Genomic DNA, 16,810 nt, shown 5'->3' with positions numbered 1-16,810 from the left:
TTATTCGGAGGCTTTTGTGTTTTTTGGAGTATGACGTCAACTTTCCCGCCACAATGAAGGAATGAAGACTTCTCCGGGGAAACAGCTCCTCTCACTTTTAGTCATGCCCGCCATCTTTGGTGTTCTTGCGGCGTTAGCTGCAACGGCTTTTCTCACGCTTGTCGAGCTTGGCCAAGAGTTTCTGTACGGGGTCATTCCTCACGCACTGGGATTCACCGAAGCACCCTGGTGGCTTGCAGGAATCTTCTTAATCGTTGCTGCGGTGTTGATTATCTTCATTCGCAAGATGCCTGGTCATGCAGGCCCTGGCCCGTTGACGGGGTTCCACTTTGATACTCCTGGTGGCTTCGCTCCAGCCATCTTGCTCACTGCGTTTGTGAGTTTGATTGCAGGAGCATCACTAGGTCCTGAGGCGCCACTGATCATCTTGGGCACGAGCCTTGCGTTTGTATTCACCCGCAATAAAGACGAGCAGACCAGGAAAGCGGCGATGTTTATTGCCGGTGCTGCAGCCATAGGTGCAGTTTTCGGTAACCCCTTTATTACTGCGTTCATGATTTTGGAATTTGCTGCCCTGGGAGTTGTCCCCTACGTGTTAGTCATCCCCGTAATGACAGCCTTGGCGGCAAGTTATGTCGTGCAAATAGGTATCTGGAATTTTCCTGGCTTCGCGGGGCACCCACTAGCTGTGCACGGAATTCCTGACTACACCACCATCAACCCCGGCGATTTTCTTGGAGCAGTGTTGGTCGCTGTGCTGGCCGGACTGATTGCACTGTCTACCCGTGCCTTGGGTGGTCGTGTTCAAGCCTTCTCTGACAAGATGTTTGCTCCTACACTGTTTATTTCTGTTGCCATCATCATTGCGCTGGTATTTGTTGGACAGTCTTACTTTGGTGTTCCACTCAACCAGCTGCTCTTTAGCGGAAACAGCGGAATGTCTGGCCTCATTGCCGAGAGCTCTGTGGTTGTGGTGATTGTTGTGCTGCTGGCCAAGACAGCAATCTATTCCCTGACCTTGGGCTCAGGTTTCCGTGGCGGACCTATCTTCCCCATCACCTTCTTGGGTGTTGCGGTGGGAGTGCTGGTAAGCCTTCATTTCCCTGGCTCACCTGTGAGCGCATTTGCGGCTGCAGGTATTGCTGGAGCTTCTGCAGCTTTTCTGAAACTACCTGCAACTAGTGCTCTTCTTGCCGCAGTGCTGATAGGTGGCGCCGGGGAAGCTATAGCTCCCATAGCCATTACCGGCGCTGTGGTCGGTTTCATTATCCGGGCGATGGCAGATGCTCGGGCTCCCCGGGAGACACCAGCTCACTCCTAAGAATCTTTCGGCAATCTTTCAGCAATTCGCCATACATTGTTGCCATGGGATTTCTCGACAAACTCTTTGGAACTAACCAAGACGAAGAATATCGTCGCACCACACAGCAGGTTCGTCAGGCGAGTGCTGCTCGCAACGAAGACGAGATAGCTGTTGAGCGATACCGCTACCTGCTGCGCACGGCTTCCCCTGAAGCAATAGAACAGGTGCATGAGGAAGCTTTTAGCAAGCTCACCCCCGAACAGCGTCACATGCTTTACACCCAGCTCAGTGCAGACGCACCTGCTGGGGAGGCTCCCCTGAGCGAGGAGCCACGTGCTCTGGCAGTGTCAGCTACACGTTCTGAAATGCGTCAGCCTGGAACGATGGAACGCACACTGGGACAAGCAGGTGCAGCTCCTGGTTTTGGATCCATGTTTGCTAGCTCGCTTCTGGGAAGCGTTGCCGGTTATGTCATCGCATCAAGTTTGATGACTGCCTTCATGCCCATGGATATGGGAGCTGACACGGCAGGTGCTGACACTGGTGGCGATCCTGGTTCAGATTTTGGCGCAAATGAAACCATCTCAGCTGATGGAGGATTTGGCGACCCTGGTATGGGAGATGCCGGATTCGGTGACGCCGGTTTTGGTGATTTTGGAGACTTCGGGTTCTAGCCCACAAGCAAAACTGCTGTTAGCAGTAAGAAAATCAACACAAAGATTGTTGGCGTCACAAAACGAACAACGTTGAGCCATTGTGAAAAAGCAATAACCTGTCGAGTTGCTGCTGATGGGTTCTTCACCGCTGCCAAATCTTCTGCGATAGCTTGTGCTTGTGTTGCGCTGGAGTACTGAGCAAGCGCACCCAAAATTCCAGAAGCAAGCAAAATTCCGACTGTTGCCAGGGTGAGGAACAGCGGTGCTGATGCTAAGCCGAGGGTAATGAGGCCCACGGTGACAATGAGCAAGAAGGTTGGCGCAAATTGAGAAACAACTATGTGGAAACGAGCCTTGTTCCACAGCTCAAGTAGTTCGTGTTCAGTCATATCTTTACTCTACGCAATAGTGCCTCAGCGGTCTGGATAAACTAATACCACCGCGCACATCAAAGGAAGCCTCCAGCTGCGTACTGTATTTATCTCTGGAGAACCCATGTCTATCCCCCGCGCTCTTCTGGTAACCAGTGGTCTGCTGCTTGCCTTCACTTTCACCGCCTGCTCTTCGGCCCCGGCCGTAACAACCCCTGAAGAAACTTCAGGATGCAACGGCGTTGAAGTCGTTGTGAACTTTGGTGTTCTCGATGGAACCGGAAGTACGACCTGTGTTGATATCTCTGGTGACTCCGCCAAAGCAATCGATGTTGTTCACGAGGCCGGGTTCGAAACCGAAGGAACAGCTACCTACGGCGACGCGATTGTCTGCCGAGTCAATGGACTGCCCTCTCCGACTGAACCAGTTGTTGTTGAAGGTCAAGCAGAATTTATTGAATCCTGTGCAGATATGCCTCCCGCATTTGCCTACTGGGCGCTGTGGCAGAAATCATCTGCCGGCGGCCAGTGGGAATATGCCCAGTCTGGTTTGGGCGATCTCACTATCAAGAAGGGTGAGTCTCTCGGGTTGGTTTTCACCACCGGTGACAGCACCCCCACTCCCGTGAGCGAATAATGTTGCCCGGTCGCTCACGATGGACACCCTTGTGGGTGAGTCTGTCGTTTGCCGGCTTCTTTATTGCACTGCGTATTATTTATCGCCTGCTCTTTGGATCATTCAGTTGGACCGCTGTGGGGCAAGCGGCACTGCTTGCCCTCCCTTTTGCGGCCGTCATCATTGCCTGCGGTTTATTGAGCTCTCTCATTGACTTCAGGAAGCTGCTGATCTCCCTTTCAGGATTGAAGTATTCGCGTTCTGTTGGAACAGCGCTGATGATTGCGTTGGCAAGCTTCCCCACGTTGCTTGCTCAAGTAAAGAAGATCAACACGTATCGAACCCTGCGCGGAATCTCCTCTCGTTTTGCCGTGGTCGTTCCCGTGCTCGAGCACACCGTTGAAAAGTCAGTCGCCGCAGCTGCCGCAATGGAACTTAAAGGTTTTGCTTCGCAAGAACAGCTTCGCGAGGCCACTCCAAGTCCCATCACATTCGATGAATATTCTCTGAGCTTCGGTAATCACACCGTGTTGAACAATGTTTCCGTTTCTTTTGCCCCAGGCACTGTGACCGTGCTGACGGGTGCAACAGGGTCTGGAAAAACATCTCTTTTAGAGAGCATCGCTGGCCTCAGCCAGCATTTCCATGCGGGCATAGCTACAGGTACTCTCAGCCTGGGTAGCGTTGACCGCCTTCATGTACCGCCGCGCGACACCGCAAAGCTCATTGGTTTTGTTCCCCAAAATGTTCGCCTCAGTTTCACCGCATCCACGGCACGGGAAGAACTGGAATACACTCTTCGCCTCCACGGTGAAACCAAGGAAATCATTCCTTCCCGAATTGAAGAGCTCCTGGGTATATATGGTCTTTGTGACTATGCAGACGTACCTGTGGATATGCTCTCAGCTGGTCAGGCAACTCGGGTGGCTCTCGCGAGTGCACTGGCGACATCACCCCACATTCTGTTACTTGATGAGCCGCTAGCAGATCTTGATTCTGCGTCAGTGTCTGAGCTCATCGACATTCTGGATCACCTCCGCGCCGCAGGTATGACCATCGTGCTCTCTGAACACCACACTTCTGCTTTAGAGAGTCTCGATCCTCGCTGGCTCGTGCTTGAAGCTGGAAAAGTTACCGAAGGAAAATTTGTTCCTGCTTCAAGCTTTCCTGCTCGTACTTTTCCGTTGACAAGCTCCGATCAGGTTCTTGCCGTCAACGGCTTAGAAGTTACTCACGGTGAAAAGAAGGTCTTGAGTGATGTCACCTTCACTGCACGCACGGGAGAGATCATCGCGCTCACTGGCGCAAACGGAGTGGGAAAAACATCGCTCCTAACTGCACTCAGCAACACACAGTCCGCTGGAGTGGTGGAAGTGTTGGGAACAGACCTATCGACCCTTCCTGCAACACAAAAGGTCAGCCGAATCGCAGCTGTTCCCGAAGAGGCCTCTTGGCTGTTCATGACCGAAAGCTTGGCGGAAGAACTTGAGTATGCCGACAAGATTGCTGGTGTTCCTGCCAACACGGGACTGACCAAGCTCACCTTCCGCTCTCTGTTATCTCGTGATGTTTTATCGCCGGAGTTGTTGAGAACACATCCTCGTGACTTATCTGCGGGAACACAACGTGCTCTAGCTATTGCTCTTCAACTCAGTTGGAAACCAGGTGTCATCACCATTGACGAACCCACTCGAGGTTTAGATCCTCACTCACGCTCTGCCATGGCAGAGGTTCTGCGCTGTGTTGCCGAAACGGGAACTGTTGTGGTTTTTGCTACGCACGATGGTGAATTTGCGCGCAGTCTTCACGCGCAAATCTTCACCGTGGCCGAGGGAACACTAATTCACCCCGAGCAGGTGAACGCATGATGACGCGACTGAGTTCAACGAGAACGAGCCTTATGGTGGCAGCCTCGCTCCTGGCACTTGCTGCTTTTGCCTGGCCACTGTTCACTTCTGCTCTTCCCACCCAAACCCAAGCCGCCGTTCCTTTTGTTGTCTTTGCTGTTGTTCCACTGCTGGTTGTCGTGATGTCGCTGATTCTTGATGGCAGCATTACTAGTTCCAAAACTCTTGCCCTCTTGGGTTTGCTGACCGCCGTGGGCACAGCCGTGCGCATTGCCAGCACGGGAGTGGGAGGTTTTGAAGCTGTCTTTATTGTGCTGATTCTGGGCGGTCGTGCTTTTGGTGCACGCTTTGGTTTTCTTCTCGGCATGCTCACCATCGCACTGTCTTCTGTGCTGTGGGGCGGATTTGGTCCGTGGACCGCTTTCCAAATGTTTGCTGCCGGCTGGGTGGGTGCAGGTGCTGGGTTGCTGCCTGGGCGAAGTACCCCGCCCACAGATAAATCATCCCGTCGCAAAGAAATTGTGGTTCTGGTGCTTTACGGCGTATGCGCCTCGTATCTATTCGGCGCGATCATGAACCTCTGGTTCTGGCCATTTGGCGTAGGGCCAGCAACAGATATCAGTTACGTTCCAGGTGGCAGCCTGTTTGAGAACCTCAGCCATTTTGTGGTTTATACGCTCCTGACGTCAACCCTCACCTGGGACACTGTTCGCGCCATCACAACTGCAATCGGACTTGCCCTCATTGGTGCCCCGGCTTTGAAAGCCCTGCGTCGAGCAAAACTCTAGATATACACAGCTTCTTCGAGGATGTGTGCATCCGAGATGGGGTGTAATCCGTCGCGGTTGACAACGTTGACAAACCTGCGCAGAACCAACTCCATCTCGGTGGCAAACTGCACCAGGTCAAAATATGTGGCCTGAGCACTAGGTCCCACCAACATGTCGAGAGGATCATTTTCTGTCAGTGAGTCTGTTAGTGCGGGCCCAAAGATGGCCAACTCATCGATGTTGTTCATGGCAGCCAGTTTGTGGAGAACCTCGCTCATTTCGCCAAGGGCTTCCATACTGACGTTGCCAGATCCGCCTTGAAGAACCCTCCGGCCAGCTATGTAGTCCTTGTAGGGAACGATGACCGCTTCAGGTTTGCGGTGCGCACCCAAAACCACAGGAAGAGCATTCGGGTCTGCCCGAAAAGTCTTCAAAATCTTCGAAATATTCTCTCTAGCATCGGCAACACTGACGATGACATCGGGGTTTGAGTACCACATGTCTAGAGTGTAGTAAATATGTACATAATTTTGTGTATTTATTATGTACATATTTTGACATATGCGAATTATTGGGTGTTGGGCATCAATTGCCCTCTCCGAAGGTTTCTCAGTTAGACGGAGAAGTATTTAGCCTCGGGGTGGTGGAATACAAAAGCGTCGGTGGACTGTTCTGGATGTAACTGCAGTTCTTCGGACAGTTCAACGCCTACACGTTCTGGCCGTAGTAACTCAACAACCTTGCGGCGGTCTTCCATATCAGGGCATGCGGGGTATCCCAGGGAGAAGCGAGCACCTCGGTAGTTGAGCTTGAACATTCCTGCGAGATCATCAGGATCTTCAGCCTTGAATCCCAGTTCTTCGCGCATTCGGGAGTGCCAGAACTCCGCTAACGACTCAGTGAGCTGCATTGCTAAACCGTTGAGCTCCATATAGTCGCGGTATGCGTTTTCTGCGAACATTTTGGCGGTGAACTGGTCGACAGTGGCACCAACGGTGACCAGCTGGAATCCCACAACATCTACGTGGCCGCTTTCTCGAGACTTGACGAAGTCAGAGAGGCACAAGTGACGATCACGACGTTGGCGTGGGAAGGTAAATCGCAGGCGGTCAGTGCCAAGGGCTCCCCCGCCTGGAAGCTGCTCTGAGCCCCCATCTGGTGCTAAAAGTCCTGGTTGGCCCAGAATTCCTTGAGGATCATCGCCGTGGTTGAGGATGACGAGATCATCTCCTTCAGACACGGCAGGGAAGTAACCATAGACAACCGAGGCATCCATCATGCCCTCGGCAAGGATACGATCAAGCCAGTAACGCAGGCGAGGGCGACCTTCGGTCTCGACTAACTCGTCGTAACTGGCTCCGTCATCGGCGCGACTGGGTTTGAGACCCCACTGCCCCATGAACGTGGCACGTTCATCGAGGAAAGCCGCATAATCAGCCAGCGCAATACCCTTGACGATGCGTGTTCCCCAAAATGGTGGTGTGGGGACGGGATTATCCAATGCCACATCCGAACGGGTTGGCATGTTCTCAGGTTCGGTTACTTCCAGCAGGCTCTGCTTGTGAATACGCTTCTTGAGTTGAGGTAGCCCAACACTGTCAGGATCAGCACCACGACTGATGGCAACCAGTGGTTCCATCAGGGCTAAACCTTCGAAGGCATCGCGTGCGTATCGCACGGTGCCATCGAACATAGAAGCTAAATCATCCTCTACGAAAGTTCGGGTCAGGGCAGCACCACCGAGAATGACGGGCCACTTGGTTCCCAAACCACGGCTGGTGAGTTCTTCAAGGTTTTCTTTCATCACCACGGTGCTCTTCACCAGCAAACCACTCATCCCGATCACATCAGCATTGTTTTCTTCCGCAGCCTGAATGATTTCGTTGATGGTTTTTTTGATGCCGATATTGATGACGTCGTAGCCGTTGTTAGTGAGGATGATGTCCACCAAGTTTTTACCAATGTCGTGAACGTCACCACGGACGGTGGCCAGGACGATGGTTCCCTTGCCCGCTTCGTCGCTCTTTTCCATATGAGGTTCGAGCAACGCCACAGCGGTCTTCATCACTTCTGCGGACTGCAGCACGAATGGAAGCTGCATTTCACCGCTACCAAAGCGCTCACCGACCACCTTCATGCCAGCCAGCAAGTGGTTATTGATGATGTCGAGTGCTGAAGTACCTTCGGCGCGGGCGAGGTCGAGGTCCTCGTCGAGGCCTTTCGATTCGCCGTCAATAATGCGGCGCTCGAGGCGCTCTCCCACAGGAAGCGCGGCAAGTTCTGCAGCACGCGCATCTTTCAAACTGGCTGAATCAACACCATCAAAGAGATCCAACATGGTGGCAAGTGGGTCATAGGTGAGGTTTCCCTCAGCATCGTATTCTCGCCGGTCCCAGACCAAATCCAGGGCGACTTTGCGCTGCTGCTCAGGGATGGAAGCCAGGGGAACAATCTTGGCTGCATCCACGATGGCAGAGTCGAGGCCAGCCTCGACTGCCTCGTGGATGAAAACCGAGTTGAGCACAGCACGCGAGGCGGGGTTCAAACCAAAGGAAACGTTGGAGACACCCAATGTGGTGTGAATCCCCGGGTATTTGGCATTGATCTGGCGAATGGCTTCGATAGTTTCAATGGCATCGCGCCTGGTTTCTTCCTGACCGGTTGCGATGGGGAAGGTGAGAGCATCAACGATAATGTCATCTACGCGCATATCCCAGTCGTTAACGAGGGTGTCAATCAAACGACTCGCAATGCGCACTTTGTCTTTAGTGGTGCGTGCCTGACCTTCTTCATCGATGGTCAGAGCAATCACGGCTGCGCCGTGTTCTTTCACCAGCGGCATAATTCTGCCAAAACGAGAATCAGGTCCATCGCCATCTTCGAAGTTGACCGAGTTCACAACTGGGCGACCACCAATTAGTTCCATTCCCGCTTGCAGCACGGCAGGTTCTGTGGAGTCGATGACTAATGGCAGCGTCGACGCACTCGCGAATCGTGACACGATTTCGCGGGCGTCATCGGTGCCATCGCGACCGACGTAGTCCACGCACACATCAAGAAGGTGGGCACCGTCACGAACTTGCTTTCGGGCAATCTCGACACAGTCATCCCAACGACCCTCAAGCATCGCTTCACGGAACGCTTTGGAGCCGTTGGCATTGGTTCGCTCGCCAATAGCGAGGAAGGTGTTGTCCTGGTCAAACGGGACGTGCTGGTAGAGGCTTGCCACACCTGCTTCATGCTGAGGGTTGCGTGGCGAGAGTTTCATCCCACCAACACGGTCAACCACAGCTTTGAGGTGTGCGGGAGTTGTCCCACAACATCCACCAACCAGAGCAAGACCAAACTCTTTCACAAACTGTTCGTGAGCGGTTGCCAACTCTTCTGGCCCAAGTGGATAGCGAGCACCATCGGCGGTGAGTTCTGGCAAACCTGCGTTGGGCATCACCATGACCGGAACGGTGGAATTCTTCGACAGTTGACGGAGGTGCTCGCTCATTTCGGCAGGACCGGTGGCGCAGTTCAACCCGATCATGTCAATGCCTAGCGGCTCGAGGGCCGTCAGTGCTGCACCAATCTCGGAACCCATCAACATGGTTCCGGTGGTCTCCACGGTGACCTCAACAAAAATGGGGAGCTTGATGCCCTCTTCGTCGATGGCTTGCTTACAACCGTTAACCGCAGCTTTGGTTTGTAACAGATCTTGAGAGGTTTCAACTAGGAAAGCATCAGCCCCACCGCGGATGAGTCCGACTGCTTCTTCAGCAAATGTTGCTTTGAGGTGGGCATAAGTGGTGTGACCCAGGCTGGGAAGTTTTGTTCCCGGCCCCATTGATCCCAGCACCCATCGCATGCGACCATCTTGGGCTTCAAACTTTTCAGCGCTTGCTCGAGCTATTTCTGCCCCGGCCTGTGCTAACTCAGTGATTCGATCTTCAATGCCATAGTCACCCAAGTTGGACCAGTTGGCACCAAAGGTGTTGGTTTCAACACAATCAATTCCTGTTTCGAAGTAGGCATCATGAACCGCGGTGACAATATCCGGGCGGCTCACATTGAGTATCTCGTTACACCCCTCGAGCTGCTGAAAGTCTTCCAGGCTTGGGTTGTGATCTTGCAGCATGGTTCCCATGGCGCCATCAGCGATGACGACGCGCTTAGAGAGCGCGTCCATCAGCGCCTTGGAGCGATCGGGAAGCTGGGGTGTAGTCACCCCTCCAGCTTAATGGCGCGCATCAGGCGAGATGTTCGCCAAAGAAGCGCTCGATGCGCTGCCAGGCGTCGGCTGCTTCCTCAGGTCGTGGCTTGAACCCAACTACGGTATTCATCAGTGGCCGCAAAGCTTTTGGTCCTGCTTGCGTGGGGTTCATAAATGCGTGGGATGCTTCCGGGTAAACCTTCACATCGTGCGCGATACCTGCTTTGGTCAACGCAGCCTCCAGCTGTGGCCCAGCACCCTTGAGGGAGAGGTCTTTACCGCCGAAACTAGCCACAATCGGGCAGGATCCCTGTAGTTGGGCATCGAGGTCTTTCGCGGCTTGACCATAGTTCACCGCTGCAGCGTCATAGCCTTTATTCACCAGTTGCAACGCAAAGCCGCCGCCCATGCAAAAGCCCATGACGCCAATCTTGCCGGTGCAATCAGGCCTGGATAGGAGATAGTTTTTTGCAGCCTCAATATCCAGGTATGCCTGACCGGTTCCATCCACCAGTGCGCGGAATGTCGCTTTCAAACATTTCCGCATTCCACCCCTGCTATAGAGATCCGGCATGAGAACAAGGTAGCCCGCACTGGCCATGCGAGTGATGTGGGCTGTCATTGATTCATCGATACCGAAAACCTCGTGCACAATCACCACCGCGGGAAAAGGGCCCCTCCCGGATGGGACGGCAAGCCTTCCAGGAATGTGTTCACCAGATTCCAGCGGAATTGTGATGTCAGAAACTACCGATGCTGGTGAGGTCATTGTGCTGCCAATTCAGTGACGAGTTGTTGATAATCATGCTCTGAAATATCGGCATAGCCCAGGGCATACTCAGCGATGGCTCTATCAAAGGTCTTTGAGGTGCCTAAGTATCCCGTGATGAACGAGGCATCACCAGCACGGGCATGTGCCCTAGCGAGAACTGCACCGCAAATGCGGGAATAGGAATTAATGCCGTCAACATCCAACTTGGCGACATCAATCGAACCCTTCATATCCCACAGCTGGCGGAAGTAGAAATCATGTGGCACTGCAGTACCACCGTGGCACCAGCCAAGGAATGGATCTCCCGTTGCCTGCATCAAACGGGTACCCACCACGACCCGCTCACCTGCATTAGCAAAAACACTCTCCCCCACATATGGCTCCAACACGGATGCGCCCGCCTGCTTAGCCTGAAGAATCAGCGGCTCCCCATCACCGGATTCCAGCAAAATGACATACGCTCGTGTTCCAACAGATCCCACACCGACGACTTTGAAAGCTAAGTGTTTGAAGGAGTAACGAGAAAGTAATACAGCTCTGTCGGGTTGCAAAGTAGTGATGTAATCAGTGAACACAGGCGCAAGCGCTTCAACCACGGTTCCTAATTCCACATCATCAATGGGGGTCAACAGCGGTGGGTCGGAACGGAACCGTCGCTGACCATCAACAACCTCAGTGAGCTTGTCCACGGCAGAATCAACTGTTTTCTTCTTGGCCTTATTGCTTGCTTTTTCAAACATGTCGCGAATGTCAGAATTTTTCATCTGAGACATCATCCACTTCACATCCACTTTGGCGAACCATAGATCAAGTGTCTTACGCTCACTAAAGGCGGCCATCCATTCGCGATAAGACTGGGCCGCAATCTGGCACGCAGTGAACTGTTCGTCCCTGCTCAATCCGTTGTTGCGAGCAGCTAAAGCAAAGCTCGCTGCTAAGCGCTTAACATCCCATTCAAATGGTCCGGGTGACGTTTCATCAAAATCATTGAGGTCAAAAACAAGACTGCGTTCTTGTGAGGCAAACATGCCAAAGTTCGCTAAGTGAGCATCTCCGCACAGTTGCACTTCAATACCACTCGTGGGTTGCAGGGAAAGATCGTGTGCCATCACAGCAGCAGCCCCACGGAGATGGGCAAAGGGATTCTGTGACATTCGCTCATAACGAAGCGGAACGAGCGTGGGTTCGCGGACTGTTTCTTGACTGCGAAGAATAGTCAGTGCATCAGCTCTGCGTTCTGGCGCAGGCAGCTGAGCATGACTTTCGAGGGGAACTTGTTCTCGCAAGTGCTCCCCCAACACTTTCCGTTCAGCCCTGCTTGCACGAGGTCGGGAGAAAAATTCGATGGAAGCCTGAGCTTCGTGATTGAGAGGCATCGGGTCTATCTCAGCTTCGTGACAACAGGGATAGCCGTTGTAGGTGATTCACCCTGGTCATAAACATCTGCAGGGCTACCGATAATCAGTGAGTCATTTTCACCGATCACGCTGGAATCTTTGCCCTCGTAATCGAAAGCATTAAGAACCCACTTCATTGCCTCAAGACGTGCACGTTTCTTATCGTTGGACTTCACCACCGTCCACGGTGCAACATCCGTGCTTGTGGCTCTAAACATTGCCTCTTTGGCTTCGGTGTAGGCATCCCATTTATCTAGGGACGCTAAATCCGTGGGGGAAAGCTTCCATCTTTTAACGGGGTCAGTGCGACGTTCAAGAAAACGCCGGCGCTGTTCTGCTTCACCAACCGAGAACCAAAACTTGAAAATCTTGATCCCAGAGTTGGCTAGCATGCGTTCGAACTCTGGAGCAGAGCGAATGAATTCCTCATACTCGGCGTCTGTGCAATACCCCATCACACGTTCCACACCTGCCCGGTTGTACCAGGAGCGGTCAAACATGACCAGTTCTCCGGCCGCAGGAAAGTGCTCAACATAGCGTTGGAAATACCACTGGGTGCGTTCACGTTCTGTTGGTTTTTCCAGAGCAACCACTCGTGCGCCACGAGGGTTGAGGTGCTCCATGAAGCGTTTGATGGTTCCACCCTTGCCGGCAGCATCGCGACCTTCAAACAAGAGGATGACACGCTGACCTGTCTCCTTAATCCACACCTGCAGTTTGAGTAGTTCCACCTGTAAGACATGCTTTCGGTGCTCATACTCTTTTCTGGTCATCTTGGTGTCATAGGGATAACCTTGGCGCCAGGCGTCATCTTCGGTCAGGGTTGTCGGAGCATCATCGTCGAGAAGATCCTCTGCTGTAAAGCTGGCCTTGAGAATTTCTGCGGTGTCGAACCTATCGCTCATATCTTCAGCCTAGAACTCTTATGGGTGCAAAGGTTGCGAGCGCAGGCGAGCCCACACGCGTGCAATAAGCAATGCGATAAATGCATTGAAAGCCATGAATGCGGCAATACCACAGATGTATGCCACTACACCGCCAACACCATTGGGGCCATCAGGCTCCAGGAAGGGGTATGGCCACCATCCTGTGATCATTCCCCGAACCACGGTGAAGGCAACCCAACCAAGCGGATACAGCAATGCCCACCACATTGCTCTCAGGCGCAGTGAGATGCGGCCAGAAGCAAACAGCCATTCGAGCACAATCACAATCGGGACCCACACGTGCGTACTTTCGTTACACCACGCAGGGGGTTCGTAACCCTCAGAAGGAATGTTGCGCAGCAACAGGTTGTACACCACACCGGTGACAATCGCATACGAGAAAACAGAGACACGAACGATGGTGAACAGTCTCGTATCCTGCACGCGAGTCCACGCTAACCAGCCACCGACCGCAAAGGCGACGATGTTGATCAGGCTGGATTGGATGGTGAAGTAGCTGAAGTACTTCTCTGGATAAAAAGCGTCGTTGACGACCTCGGACCAAATCTGGGTGGCGATGGCTGCGAAGACCCATGCAGAAATTCCCCAGCGGATTACAGCGGTTATTTTGCGCGACGTTGTGCTCACCTGCTCGACGCTAGCAGGAGATTCAGCTCACAAACAGGGTGAGTTTCATAGAATGGTGTTATGAACACTGATCAAGGTCTCTTCATGGAAGAACCTGGCCTCTTTGCCCTCATCATGGTGCTCGTTCTCTGGAGCTCAATCTGGAAGGCCTTCGCGCTCTATCGCGCAGGGTCGTTGAGGTCTGTTCCCTGGTTCACGGTGCTGTTTGTTCTCAACACTGCAGGCATCCTCGAAATTCTTTACCTCTTTGTCTTCAGCAAGAAGAAGCAGAAAGAAGTAGCTGCCTAGGGCGCTAACAACCACAGCAAGGGCAGCAATGCCATTGTGAAAGTTGCGATGCCCAGAAGCACTCTGGACCACAGGGGGCTCTTCCATTTGCCCAAGAGCTTTTCATCGCTGGCAAGCCACCAAATCACCGCCATCAGTATTGGCGCGGCCAAGCCATTGGTAATTGCAGCAATGACGAGAAACTGCATGGGGTTGAGCCCGATGAGGTTGAGAACGAGGCCCACCAAAATGGATAAGAAAATCACGCCATAGAAAGCCCGAGCTTGGCTGGGGCGCTTCTCTAAACTCTCACGCCAGCCAAAGGTTTCAGCCATGGCATAGGAACTCGCTCCTGCCAGGACGGGAACACTGAGCAAACCTGTTCCCACGATGCCCAGCAAAAAAAGCACTCCAGCAAAATCTCCCGCAATAGGGGTCAGTGCCTGTGCGGCTTGTTCGGCTGTTTGAATATTTGTAATTCCATTTTTGTGCAACGTCGCCGCGGCCGTAATCATGATGGCAGCCATCACAAAAACTCCGGTAAACATCCCAGCGAAGACGTCTCCACGCATGGCACGAACGTGTGTTGCTGTCACCCGATAGTGTGGGCTCTTTCGTCGTTCCTCAACCTCCTCAGCAGATTGCCAGAAGAACAGGTAGGGAGAAATTGTTGTTCCCGCAATTGCAATAAGCAACGCGATGTCACCTTTACTCCAGGTGAACTGAGGAATAAAGAGATCACGGAGAACCTGGGACCATTCAACCTGAGCCACGAACATCACAGCCACGTAGGCCAGCAAAGATAAACACAACCAGCGCAGAATCTTGGCGTATTGATGGTACGGAACGAACACCTCAGCGATGACAATAATCGCAGCGAAGAGCACCACACCAAGAAGTTGTGGAACAGGAACAAGAAGCTGCAACGCCGCAGCCATAGAACCGAGGTCTGCAGAAATATTGACTGTGTTGGCAACAACAACCAACGCCAGACACAGGTACAAAATTGGCGCAGGCATGCGCCTCTTTATGACGCCGGCCAAACCGTGTCCAGTCACAAGAGCAATACGTGCGCAGGCTTCTTGAACGGCAAAAGCGAGGGGAAGCAGCAGGGGTGCACTCCACAGCAATCGGTTCCCGGTGGCGGCACCTACCTGAGAATACGTACCAATTCCCGAAGGATCATCATCGGCGGCACCGGTGACGATACCCGGACCGAGGCGGCGAAAATATCCTTTTCCTCTCACCCGCTCACGCGTGGGGTGGTGCTGACGTGGTTTGCGGCCGGGCTCGAGAGGTTCTGCTATTTCTACGTAATATTCTGCCAAGTTCTTCACCTCCCTTGCCTCCAGCCTACGCAGTCGAGTGCAGAGTAGATTGAATTCATGACTTCTCCCCGCACACGCTGGTTTGGCCTGCTATTTATCAGCCTCGCCGTTTCACTCATCATTGTGGATTCGACCATTATCAATGTGTCGATTCCCTCTATCATCGAAGACTTAGGAATTACCAGCACCCAAGTGCAGTGGGTTCAAGAGTCCTACACACTCGTCTTTGCTGCGTTACTTCTCGTCTTTGGTGCCCTAGCCGACCGCTTCGGCCGCCGTAAGGTGATGGTTCTTGGTATGGCAATCTTTGTGGTGTCCTCTGTGATTGCTGGATTCTCCCAAAGTGGCGACATCTTGATTGCCGCTCGTGTGCTGCAAGGTTTCGGTGGGGCGATGGTCCTTCCCACCACACTTTCGTTGGTTAATGCAACCTTCCAGGGCAAAGAGCGTGGCATCGCCTTCGCTATTTGGGGTTCCACCATCGGTGGAATGGTGGCCGTTGGGCCCCTACTCGGTGGATGGCTAACCACGGACTACTCCTGGCGTTGGGCTTTTGGTATCAACATTCCCCTGGGCATCATCATCATTATTGGTGCACTGCTGACCGTCAAGGAATCAAAGGAAGAATCTGCCACCGGCAGCATTGACTGGCTGGGAGCTTTCTACTCCGTCATCGCGATGTCGACTCTGGTCTTTGCCCTGATTGAAGGTCGCACCTATGGCTGGTGGGAAGTCAACAAGCCATTCACAGTTGGTGACTGGACGTGGCCCGGAAAGATTTCAATCATCCCTGTGCTCTTCCTTGTCTTTATTCTGGCGTCGACCTTATTCATCGCCCACGGTGCTAACCGCATCCGGAAGGGCAAGTCGGCACTCATCTCGTTCAACCTGTTCACCATTGCCTCCTTCCGCAACGGAAACATTGCCGCCATGGTGATCTCTTTGGGAGAGTTCGGCATCATCTTGTCGCTGCCGTTGTGGTTGCAGTTCGTCATTGGGTATGACGCACTACAGACCGGTTTTGTTCTCTTGGGTCTCGCCGGTGGTGCATTCGTTGCCTCCGGTCTAGCCGGCGGCCTCTCCGGTCGTGTATCGCCCGTCACAATGGTGCGGTTGGGTATCCTGCTTGAGATTGTGGGGGTGGCTGGTGTCGGCTTTGCTATCAGCCCCACTGCTTCGTGGATCAATGTGGTTCCGTGGCTGTTCGTCTACGGTCTGGGCGTTGGTCTTGCTACCGCTCAGCTGACCAACGTCATCTTGAAAGATGTTCCCGTTCAAGAATCCGGTCAGGCATCCGGAACCCAGAGCACTTCACGCCAGCTTGGTTCGGCACTGGGCATCGCAATCTTGGGAACTATCTTGTTCACCTCGGTGCAAATTCAACTCACCAATGACCTGACCTCTGAAGGCTTGCCTGAAGAGCAGGTCACCCAGGTTGTCACTGCTGTTGTTGATAGTGCCGGTGGTGCAATTGTTCAGCTCGAAGCTGATCCCACCACACAGCCCATTGCAGACAACGCCAAGCAAGCGCTCTCTGACGGAACACGTTACGGTGCCTTCGCTGCTGCAGGATTCTTGGTACTTGGTTTCTTAGCAACCTTGTCCCTTGGATCCACACGCAAAGTGGAAGTAGAGCAGATCAAAGAATCTGACGAAAACCACGTGATCTAAGTACCAAACACAGAAGCCGCCTGGCGAATACGTCAGGCGG

At 53.1% G+C, this 16,810-nt stretch carries 15 protein-coding genes; 7 read left to right on the top strand and 8 right to left on the bottom strand.

The annotated features are described in order from the left end of the window. Window positions 1-61: 61 nt before the first annotated feature. A complete protein-coding gene (locus tag AURUGA1_RS00490) occupies window positions 62-1,321 on the top strand; it encodes a chloride channel protein (protein WP_114128413.1) in 1,260 nt (419 codons plus the stop codon). A 44-nt stretch (window positions 1,322-1,365) separates the two neighbouring features. Then, a complete protein-coding gene (locus AURUGA1_RS00485; RefSeq protein ID WP_114128412.1) occupies window positions 1,366-1,977 on the top strand; it encodes a hypothetical protein in 612 nt (203 codons plus the stop codon). Here the strand turns inward: AURUGA1_RS00485 and AURUGA1_RS00480 are convergent. Continuing rightward, on the bottom strand, window positions 1,974-2,348 hold the full coding sequence (locus AURUGA1_RS00480; RefSeq protein WP_114128411.1) for a hypothetical protein: 375 nt from the start codon (window positions 2,346-2,348) through the stop codon (window positions 1,974-1,976). The two genes, AURUGA1_RS00485 and AURUGA1_RS00480, sit on opposite strands and share 4 nt — an antisense overlap. 106 nt (window positions 2,349-2,454) lie before the next feature. Here AURUGA1_RS00480 and AURUGA1_RS00475 point away from each other — a divergent pair, with 106 nt between their 5' ends. From AURUGA1_RS00475 to AURUGA1_RS00465, 3 genes are read left to right on the top strand one after another with little or no spacing between them, the layout of a single operon-like run. After that, window positions 2,455-2,967, top strand: coding sequence for a hypothetical protein (locus AURUGA1_RS00475; RefSeq protein ID WP_114128410.1), 513 nt, complete (start codon window positions 2,455-2,457; stop codon window positions 2,965-2,967). Window positions 2,968-3,002: 35 nt separating this feature from the next. Next, entirely contained in the window at window positions 3,003-4,814 is a 1,812-nt protein-coding gene (locus AURUGA1_RS00470; RefSeq protein ID WP_162784014.1) for an ATP-binding cassette domain-containing protein, read from the top strand. After that, the gene (locus AURUGA1_RS00465) at window positions 4,811-5,581 is read left to right on the top strand and encodes an ECF transporter S component (RefSeq protein ID WP_114128408.1); all 771 of its coding nucleotides are present in this window, start codon (window positions 4,811-4,813) and stop codon (window positions 5,579-5,581) included. Before AURUGA1_RS00470 ends, AURUGA1_RS00465 begins: the two co-directional genes overlap by 4 nt. Here the strand turns inward: AURUGA1_RS00465 and AURUGA1_RS00460 are convergent. From AURUGA1_RS00460 to AURUGA1_RS00435, 6 genes are all read right to left on the bottom strand, one after another. Then, on the bottom strand, window positions 5,578-6,063 hold the full coding sequence (locus AURUGA1_RS00460; RefSeq protein WP_114128407.1) for a hypothetical protein: 486 nt from the start codon (window positions 6,061-6,063) through the stop codon (window positions 5,578-5,580). The genes AURUGA1_RS00465 and AURUGA1_RS00460 overlap by 4 nt on opposite strands. A gap of 113 nt (window positions 6,064-6,176) precedes the next feature. Beyond that, complete coding sequence (metH, locus tag AURUGA1_RS00455) at window positions 6,177-9,737, bottom strand: methionine synthase (protein ID WP_114129658.1); 3,561 nt, start codon at window positions 9,735-9,737, stop codon at window positions 6,177-6,179. A 61-nt stretch (window positions 9,738-9,798) separates the two neighbouring features. Continuing rightward, window positions 9,799-10,530: a dienelactone hydrolase family protein gene (locus tag AURUGA1_RS00450; RefSeq protein WP_114128406.1), complete on the bottom strand. Its 732-nt coding sequence runs from the start codon at window positions 10,528-10,530 to the stop codon at window positions 9,799-9,801. Then, window positions 10,527-11,909: a DUF2252 domain-containing protein gene (locus tag AURUGA1_RS00445; RefSeq protein WP_114128405.1), complete on the bottom strand. Its 1,383-nt coding sequence runs from the start codon at window positions 11,907-11,909 to the stop codon at window positions 10,527-10,529. The genes AURUGA1_RS00450 and AURUGA1_RS00445 overlap by 4 nt, the downstream gene beginning before the upstream one ends. A gap of 5 nt (window positions 11,910-11,914) precedes the next feature. Beyond that, window positions 11,915-12,835 (bottom strand): polyphosphate kinase 2, encoded by a 921-nt coding sequence (gene ppk2 / locus AURUGA1_RS00440; RefSeq protein WP_114128404.1) that lies wholly within the window; start codon window positions 12,833-12,835, stop codon window positions 11,915-11,917. Window positions 12,836-12,853: 18 nt separating this feature from the next. After that, window positions 12,854-13,504 (bottom strand): Pr6Pr family membrane protein, encoded by a 651-nt coding sequence (locus tag AURUGA1_RS00435; protein ID WP_114128403.1) that lies wholly within the window; start codon window positions 13,502-13,504, stop codon window positions 12,854-12,856. 60 nt (window positions 13,505-13,564) lie between these two features. On the opposite strand from AURUGA1_RS00435, the gene AURUGA1_RS00430 reads away from it, so the two are divergent. Next, entirely contained in the window at window positions 13,565-13,792 is a 228-nt protein-coding gene (locus AURUGA1_RS00430; protein WP_114128402.1) for a DUF5652 family protein, read from the top strand. Here the strand turns inward: AURUGA1_RS00430 and AURUGA1_RS00425 are convergent. Continuing rightward, window positions 13,789-15,099 carry an NRAMP family divalent metal transporter gene (locus AURUGA1_RS00425; protein ID WP_162784013.1) on the bottom strand — a complete coding sequence of 437 codons (1,311 nt, stop codon included), beginning with the start codon at window positions 15,097-15,099 and terminating at the stop codon, window positions 13,789-13,791. The genes AURUGA1_RS00430 and AURUGA1_RS00425 overlap by 4 nt on opposite strands. A gap of 57 nt (window positions 15,100-15,156) precedes the next feature. Between AURUGA1_RS00425 and AURUGA1_RS00420 the strand changes: the two genes are divergently transcribed. Then, entirely contained in the window at window positions 15,157-16,770 is a 1,614-nt protein-coding gene (locus AURUGA1_RS00420; protein ID WP_114128400.1) for an MFS transporter, read from the top strand. Window positions 16,771-16,810: the final 40 nt, after the last annotated feature.

The sequence above is a fragment of the Aurantimicrobium sp. MWH-Uga1 genome (assembly GCF_003325955.1).
Taxonomy (GTDB): domain Bacteria; phylum Actinomycetota; class Actinomycetes; order Actinomycetales; family Microbacteriaceae; genus Aurantimicrobium.
The sequence above is the reverse complement of the archived record's forward strand: the minus strand, read 5'-3'. Positions and strand labels throughout refer to the sequence as shown.

Bases quoted from the DNA above. Each gene is read 5' to 3' on its own strand.
- AURUGA1_RS00445 (WP_114128405.1), bottom strand. From the start codon at position 11,909: ATGCCTCTCAATCACGAAGCTCAGGCTTCCATCGAATTTTTCTCCCGA.
- AURUGA1_RS00485 (WP_114128412.1), top strand. From the start codon at position 1,366: ATGGGATTTCTCGACAAACTCTTTGGAACTAACCAAGACGAAGAATAT.
- AURUGA1_RS00480 (WP_114128411.1), bottom strand. From the start codon at position 2,348: ATGACTGAACACGAACTACTTGAGCTGTGGAACAAGGCTCGTTTCCAC.
- AURUGA1_RS00475 (WP_114128410.1), top strand. From the start codon at position 2,455: ATGTCTATCCCCCGCGCTCTTCTGGTAACCAGTGGTCTGCTGCTTGCC.
- AURUGA1_RS00450 (WP_114128406.1), bottom strand. From the start codon at position 10,530: ATGACCTCACCAGCATCGGTAGTTTCTGACATCACAATTCCGCTGGAA.
- AURUGA1_RS00490 (WP_114128413.1), top strand. From the start codon at position 62: ATGAAGACTTCTCCGGGGAAACAGCTCCTCTCACTTTTAGTCATGCCC.
- AURUGA1_RS00465 (WP_114128408.1), top strand. From the start codon at position 4,811: ATGATGACGCGACTGAGTTCAACGAGAACGAGCCTTATGGTGGCAGCC.
- metH (WP_114129658.1), bottom strand. From the start codon at position 9,737: ATGGACGCGCTCTCTAAGCGCGTCGTCATCGCTGATGGCGCCATGGGA.
- AURUGA1_RS00430 (WP_114128402.1), top strand. From the start codon at position 13,565: ATGAACACTGATCAAGGTCTCTTCATGGAAGAACCTGGCCTCTTTGCC.
- ppk2 (WP_114128404.1), bottom strand. From the start codon at position 12,835: ATGAGCGATAGGTTCGACACCGCAGAAATTCTCAAGGCCAGCTTTACA.
- AURUGA1_RS00420 (WP_114128400.1), top strand. From the start codon at position 15,157: ATGACTTCTCCCCGCACACGCTGGTTTGGCCTGCTATTTATCAGCCTC.
- AURUGA1_RS00460 (WP_114128407.1), bottom strand. From the start codon at position 6,063: ATGTGGTACTCAAACCCCGATGTCATCGTCAGTGTTGCCGATGCTAGA.